The organism is Nonomuraea sp. SBT364 (genome assembly GCF_001083785.1).
In the GTDB taxonomy this organism is placed as follows: Bacteria; Actinomycetota; Actinomycetes; order Streptosporangiales; family Streptosporangiaceae; genus Nonomuraea.
Genome location: NZ_LAVL01000277.1, coordinates 1 through 6,542 on the forward strand (window position 1 = coordinate 1; position 6,542 = coordinate 6,542).

General features: G+C 75.2%; 5 protein-coding genes. All 5 read left to right on the top strand.

Translation table 11 applies throughout. The features are described 5' to 3' along the window. Positions 1-2,478, top strand: a 2,478-nt coding sequence (locus ADY59_RS46040) for a M14 family zinc carboxypeptidase (RefSeq protein ID WP_049577298.1), incomplete at its 5' end; no start/stop codon positions are given. A gap of 143 nt (positions 2,479-2,621) precedes the next feature. Next, positions 2,622-3,983 carry an ATP-binding protein gene (locus ADY59_RS46045; RefSeq protein WP_049577301.1) on the top strand — a complete coding sequence of 454 codons (1,362 nt, stop codon included), beginning with the start codon at positions 2,622-2,624 and terminating at the stop codon, positions 3,981-3,983. Next, complete coding sequence (locus ADY59_RS46050) at positions 3,977-5,182, top strand: tetratricopeptide repeat protein (protein WP_049577304.1); 1,206 nt, start codon at positions 3,977-3,979, stop codon at positions 5,180-5,182. The genes ADY59_RS46045 and ADY59_RS46050 overlap by 7 nt, the downstream gene beginning before the upstream one ends. A 34-nt stretch (positions 5,183-5,216) precedes the next feature. Beyond that, positions 5,217-6,008, top strand: a complete 792-nt coding sequence (locus ADY59_RS46055; RefSeq protein ID WP_049577305.1) for a phosphotransferase — start codon at positions 5,217-5,219, stop codon at positions 6,006-6,008. Further along, a partial coding sequence (locus ADY59_RS46060; RefSeq protein WP_231619221.1) for an AraC family ligand binding domain-containing protein occupies positions 6,005-6,542 on the top strand: 538 nt, incomplete at its 3' end. The genes ADY59_RS46055 and ADY59_RS46060, both read left to right, overlap by 4 nt.

Here is a 6,542-nt window from a genome sequence, read left to right on the forward strand (position 1 = left end):
CCCCCGCCCGCCCCCGTCCGCGACTTCGGCAACGGCCCCGAGCGCAACGCCGAGGCGGCCGGCACCGAGCAGTCCGCGACCCTGCGCGCCACCACCACCGGCGTGCCCGGCCGTGACCACGACCGCGGCTACCCGCGCCGGACCGAGCTGCCGCTCCCGGCCGCGAACCCCGCCGACGCCGCCATCAAGCTCGGCCTGATCCCCTACCACGGCATCGCGCCGAAGCTGAACGACCTGCAGCGGCGCGGCGACCGGGTGAGCGTCGAGGTCATCGGCCGCTCCCACCAGGGCCGCGACCTCTACCTGGTGACCGTCACCGCGCCGGAGAGCCGGAGCGAGGCACGCGAGCAGAGCCGCATCCGCGCGCTCGTCGAGAACGACCCGGCGCGCGCCGCCCGCGACCGCCGCCTGCCCGCCCGCTACAAGGCGCCGATCTTCGTCAACGACAACATCCACGGCAACGAGTGGGAAGGCACCGACGCCGCCCTGCGCGTCATCGAGGAGCTGGCCACCAGCACCGACCCGGCCGTCGCCGACCTGCTCGGGCGCACCCGGCTGTACTTCAACGTCACCGCCAACCCCGACGGCCGCGTCGCCGGCACCCGCGCCAACGGCGCCGGCTTCGACCTCAACCGCGACTTCATCACCGCCTCCCAGCCCGAGGTCAGGGCGATGCGCCAGGTGATGATCGACACCCAGCCGGTCGCCATGATCGACCTGCACGGCTATGTGAACGGCACCCTCATCGAGCCCACCACCCCGCCGCACGGCGCCAACTACGAGTACGACCTGTTCATCAGGAACACCTACGCCAACGGCCTCGGCATGGAGGCCGCCATCCTGGCGCTCGGCCACACGCCCGGCAAGGACGGCGTGCGACCGCCGCAGATCCCGTTCCGCGACTCCGCCGAGGGCTGGGACGACTGGCCGCCGATCTTCACCCCGCAGTACGCGCCGTTCCAGGGCGCGGTGGCCTCGCACACCATCGAGTTCCCGATGCGGGTCAACGGGAGCGACTACGTCAACCTGCCGGTCGAGGAGCTGCGCCGCCGCTCGGCGATCAACACCGACATCGCCGCCGCCGCGATCCGGGCCACGTACGGGTTCGTCCGCGACCGGCACGACGCGCTGATCGCCGACCAGATCGAGGTGTTCCGCCGGGGCGCGGCGGGCGAGCCCGCCCGTGAGGTGCCGCTCGGCATCGTGCCCGGCTTCGGCCCCGAGGACGTCTACACCACCACCTACCCGCGCGCGTACGTGATCCCGGCGGGCCCCGCGCAGCGCTCGGCCACGGCCGCCGCCCGGCTGGTGGACCACCTGATCGCCAACGACGTCCGGGTCGAGCGGGCCAGGCGGCCGTTCCGGCTCGGCGGCACGTCCTATCCGGCCGGCTCGTACCTCGTGGACATGCGCCAGCCCAAGCGCGGGCTGGCGAACGTGATGCTGGAGCCGGGGGCGGACATCTCCCCCCGGGTGGATGCGATGTATGACATCTCCGGATGGAGTCATGCGCTGCTGTGGGGCGCGACGGTCGACACGGTGACCGGCGGCTCCCTGCGCGTGCCCGCCGAGCCGGTCCTGGCCGCCGCGCCGACCGGGTCGGTGCCGCGCACGTCCGGCCCCCTCGCGCTGCGGGTGGGCGACGCCCAGGAGGTGCGGGCGGTCAACGACCTGCTCGCCCAGGGCGTCGAGGTGACCTGGGCGGACGGCGTCGCGGTCGTGCCCGCCTCCGCCCGGGACGCGGCCCGGACCGTGGCCGGCCGGTACGGGGTGGCGTTCGCCCGGGCCGGGGCGGCGCGCGGCGTGCCGCTCGGGCGGGTGCGGGTGGCCGCCGCGGCCTCCGCCGACGAGCTGTTCACGCTGCGCGAGATGGGCTTCGACGTCACGCCGGTGTCCACGGCGGTGCTCGACGCCGGCTTCGACTGGAGCGGCGTGGACGTGCTGTTCGTCTCCAGCGGGCTGAACCACGCGGCGCTCGGCGAGCAGGCGAGGGCGGCGCTGGAGGCGTTCCTCGCCACCGGCGGCGTGGTGACCAGGGGCGGCACCGGGGCCGCCTTCAACACCGCGGCCGGACTGCTCACGGCCACCCCGGTCGCCGGGCGCGGCGACGCCAACGGGGTGGTGCGGGTGACCTCGCCGGACGGCTCGCTCGCGCCCGCCCCGGGCGGTCACTCGTTCGTGTACTCGCCGCGCTGGTTCACCGGTCTCGGGCCGGAGGTCAAGGTCGAGCAGGCGTACGCGGCGGACGGGCCGCTCGTGTCGGGCCACTGGCGGGCCGCGGCCGACGGCACGGGCGGCCCCGACGCGGCACGCGGCCAGGCGGCCGTGATCAGCGGCCGTGACGAGCGCGGCGCGGCGGTGGTGCTGTTCGGCACCGAGCCGATGTTCCGCAACCACCCGAAGGGGCTGTTCCCGCAGGTGGCGACGGCCCTCTACTGGTCGGCCGCCGTCACCGGGGCGGCCGTCACGACCCCGTGAGCCGTGGGGGCCGGCCGGTCGCCGGCCCCCTTCCGCACGGCAGGCCGGTTCACGCCGGTCGGCGCATGCCGAGACCGGAAGTCGTACCGGCTGATTTCGATAGCCTTGCCTGATTCCACATCCCCGACGGAAGGGACGGGCACGTGCTCGACGATGCCGGCCTCCAGGCACTCCGCGAGGCGGCGCGGCTGTCTCCGGACAATCTCCCCCTGCGACGGCACCTCGCCGACCAGCTCCTCTCCAAGGGGTACCTGGCCGAGGCGGAGGCCGAGTTCCGGGCCGCGCTCGTGCTGGCGCCCAAGGACCCGGACATCTCGGCGGGGCTCGCGGAGGCGTTCGTCCGGCAGAGCTCCTTCGGCCCGGCGCTGTCGGCGCTGGAGCCGTTCCTGGGCACGCCGGGCTACCCGCCTCGGCTGGGCGTGCTCGCCGCGCGGGCGCTGCTGGGCGAGGGTGAGACCGCCGCGGCGGCGCACCGCTACCACGACGCGGTCACCCGCGACCCGTCGCTCGCCGACCCCGCCCTGGCCGCCAGGCTCGCGGCCCCGCCACCCACGCCGTACGGGAACGCGAGCACGGGCGGGGCGGCGTACGACGCGCCGTCGCCCGCCACGCCCTCGCCCGAGCCGAGCGCCGAGGTGGAGCGGTCCCGCTTCACCTTCGAGGACGTGGCCGGGATGGAGGCGGTGAAGGAGGCGCTGAAGGTCAAGCTGCTGCTGCCGATCCAGCAGCCGGAGCTGTTCGCCGCGTTCGGCAAGCGGGCGGGCGGCGGCGTCCTGCTGTACGGGCCGCCCGGGGCGGGCAAGACGCACCTGGCCAGGGCGGCGGCCGGCGAGCTCGGCGCGTCGTTCGTGAACGTCGGGCTGGCCGACATCCTCGACATGTACGTCGGCTCCAGCGAGCGCAACCTGCGGGCCACGTTCGACCTGGCGCGCCGCAACCGGCCGTGCGTGCTGTTCTTCGACGAGGTGGACGCGCTCGCGGCGCGCCGCTCCGACATGCGGCAGGCGCACAGCCGGCAGATCGTCAACCAGTTCCTGGCCGAGCTCGACGGCGTCGACCAGGACGCCAACGAGGGCGTCCTGGTGCTGGCGGCGACGAACGCGCCCTGGTACATCGACGTGGCGTTCCGCCGTCCCGGCCGCTTCGACCAGCTCGTGTTCGTGCCGCCGCCGGACGCGTCGGCGCGCGCGGCCATCCTGCGCATCCTGTGCCGTGACAAGCCGATCGCGGAGATGGACTTCGGCGCTGTGGCGCGGGTGACCGAGCACTTCGTCGGCGCCGACCTGAAGGGCGTGGTCGACCGGGCGGTGGAGGCCAAGCTCCAGCAGTCGATCAGCGCGGGCCGGGCGATCCCGCTGTCGACGCCCGACCTGCTGACCGCGGCGAAGAGCGTACGGCCCACGTCGGTGCGGGAGTGGATGGCGACGGCCCGCAACTACGTCATGCACGCCAACGACTCCGGGGCCTGGGACGAGCTGATGCCCTGGATCAAGGCAAAGTGGTGAAAACCGCCGACCCGGTTCAGCGGGCGCGCGCACTGCTGGAGATGCGCCGCCCCGCCGAGGCCGAGCGGGAGCTGCGCGGCCTGCTCGCCGAGGAGCCGCAGCACGCCGCCGGGCACGCGCTGCTGGCGCTGGCTCTGGTCGAGCAGCACCGGGTGGACGAGGCCGTGGCGGAGTCGCACGAGGCGGTGCGGCTGGCGCCCGACACCTGGTTCCCGCACTACATCGCGGGCCAGGTGCACAACCGGGCGCGCCGGCCGGACGAGGCGATCGCCGCCGCGCGGGCCGCGCTCGCGCTGTCGCCGGAGTGGGCGCCCATCTGGGAGCTGCTGGCCCGCGCGCACCTGCTGAAGGGCGAGTGGCCGCTGGTCGCGGGCGCGGCCCGGCAGGGCCTGGCGCTCGAACCGGAGTCGTCGGACCTGATGAGCCTGCTGTCGCTGGCGCACACCCGGCTCGGGCAGGCGCGCGAGGCCGGGGACACGGCCGCGCGCGCCGTCGCGCTCGCGCCGGAGAGCGCCACCGCGCACCTGGTGTACGGGCGGGCGGCGCTGGCGTCCGGCGATCCGCGCACGGCCGCCGACGCCTTCCGCGAGGTGCTCCGCCTGGACCCCGGCTACGGGCAGGCGCGCGACCTGCTGGTGACGGCGCTGAAGGAGCGCAACCCGCTCTACCGGGGGCTGTCGCGGCTGCGGGGCCGGTTCCTGGGCGGCTGGCGGCTGCTGTTCCTGCTGCCCGCGCTGCCGCCGGTCATCATGGTGTTCGTGCTCATCGCGCTGCTGCACTGGGCGGCGTGGGTGGCGGAGGCGGTCACGGTGCTGCGGCTGGCCCGCGCCAAGGCGACCAGCCTGCTGTTCGAGGGGAGCGAGTCGCGGGTGGCGCTGGCGTCCTGCGGCCTCCTCGGGGCGGGCGCGGCCACGCTGGTGGCGGGCATCGTGCTCGGGAACGACGTCGTGGGCACCGCCGGGGCGGCCGTGATGGCGCTGGTCACCGCCGTGCAGGAGGCCGCGCACACCGGCTCGCCGCGCGGCCGCGCCGTCCTGTACGGGTGGGCGGCCCTGCTGGGTGTGGCGGTCGTGGTCTCGGTGGCGTCCGGGGCGTGGCCGGTCGCGTTGCTGACGGCCTACACGGCGCTGGCCACGATCTGGATCGCGGCCGGCGTACGGCGTGTGTTCCGCACTCTTGGAGATGCCCGCACTTATTGAGAATCTGGAAGGCGGGACCCCGAGGAGGCGATCGATGAGCGGATCCGCGGGCCGCCACGAGATCCGGCGGATCCGGCTTGAAGGAGGCAACGACGGGGGCGCGATCCGCATCGGCGCGACCGTCAGGCGGGCGGCCCGCGCGTGGACGCCCGCCGTGCACGAGCTGCTGCGGCACCTGGAGGGCAAGGGTTTCGCCGGGGCGCCCCGGGCGCTGGGCTTCGACGACCAGGGCCGGGAGGTGCTCACGTTCCTGGAGGGCGAGACGCTGGGCAACCGGCTGGTGTGGCCGGAGTGGACACGGACGGAGGACGCGCTGCGCCAGGTGGCCGGCTGGCTGCGGGCCTACCACGAGGTCGTGGCCGACTTCACGCCGCCGCCCGACGCCCGCTGGCGGGTGGGCGGACGGTGGTCGCCGGGGCAGATCATCGCGCACAACGACGCCAGCCCGTTCAACGCCGCCTGGCACGAGGGGCGGCTGTCCGGCTTCTTCGACTGGGACTTCGCCGGACCGGTCAGCGCCGAGTCCGACCTGGCGTGGACGGCGCTGAGCTGGGTGCCGCTGCACGCGCGCCGGGTGGCGGAGCTGGAGGGGTTCCGGGCGTTCGAGACACGCGCGGACCGGCTGCGGACGTTCCTCGACGCCTACGGCTGGCGCGGCGACCCGATGGCGATCGTCCGGGAGATCCAGGCGCGGATGAGCGCGCGGGCCCGCGACATCCGCGCCGGCGCGGTCGGCGGCGACCCGCTGTACGCCAAGCTGCTGCGGCAGGGGCGGGCCGAGGACATGGACCGCGCCGTGCTGGAGCTGGAGGACTTCGCCTCGTGAGCAGCGCCAGGCTGCGCTTCGGGGCGGGCGCCCCGGGGATCGAGCGGATGGCGGCCTCGCTGGTCGGCGAGGCGTTCGCGCCGCACCGGCACGACACGTACGCGATCGGGATCACGCTGACGGGTGTGCAGACCTTCCGCTACCGGGGGGAGGCGCGGCACTGCCTGCCGGGCGAATGGCACGTCCTGCACCCGGACGAGCCGCACGACGGCGCGCCGGGCACCCAGGAGGGATTCGGCTACCGGATCTTCTACGTGGACCCGGCGCTGGTGCTCGAGGCGCTCGGCGGCGGGCCGCTGCCCTTCGTGCGGGAGCCGGTCGTGCGCCGGATGCCTGCCGCGCTGGCGGCGTGCCTGCGGCGCATGGACGAGCCGCTCGGCGAGCTGGAACGGCTGGAGGTCGCGCTCGCGATCGCACGCGCGCTGACCCGGCACGCGGGCTCCCGACCACCGGAGCCCCCTGGCGCACGCGGCGGCGCGTACACGCGCGGAGATGGCGGCCGGCCCGGAGGTGGGGGCGGGCGTGGTGGTGAGG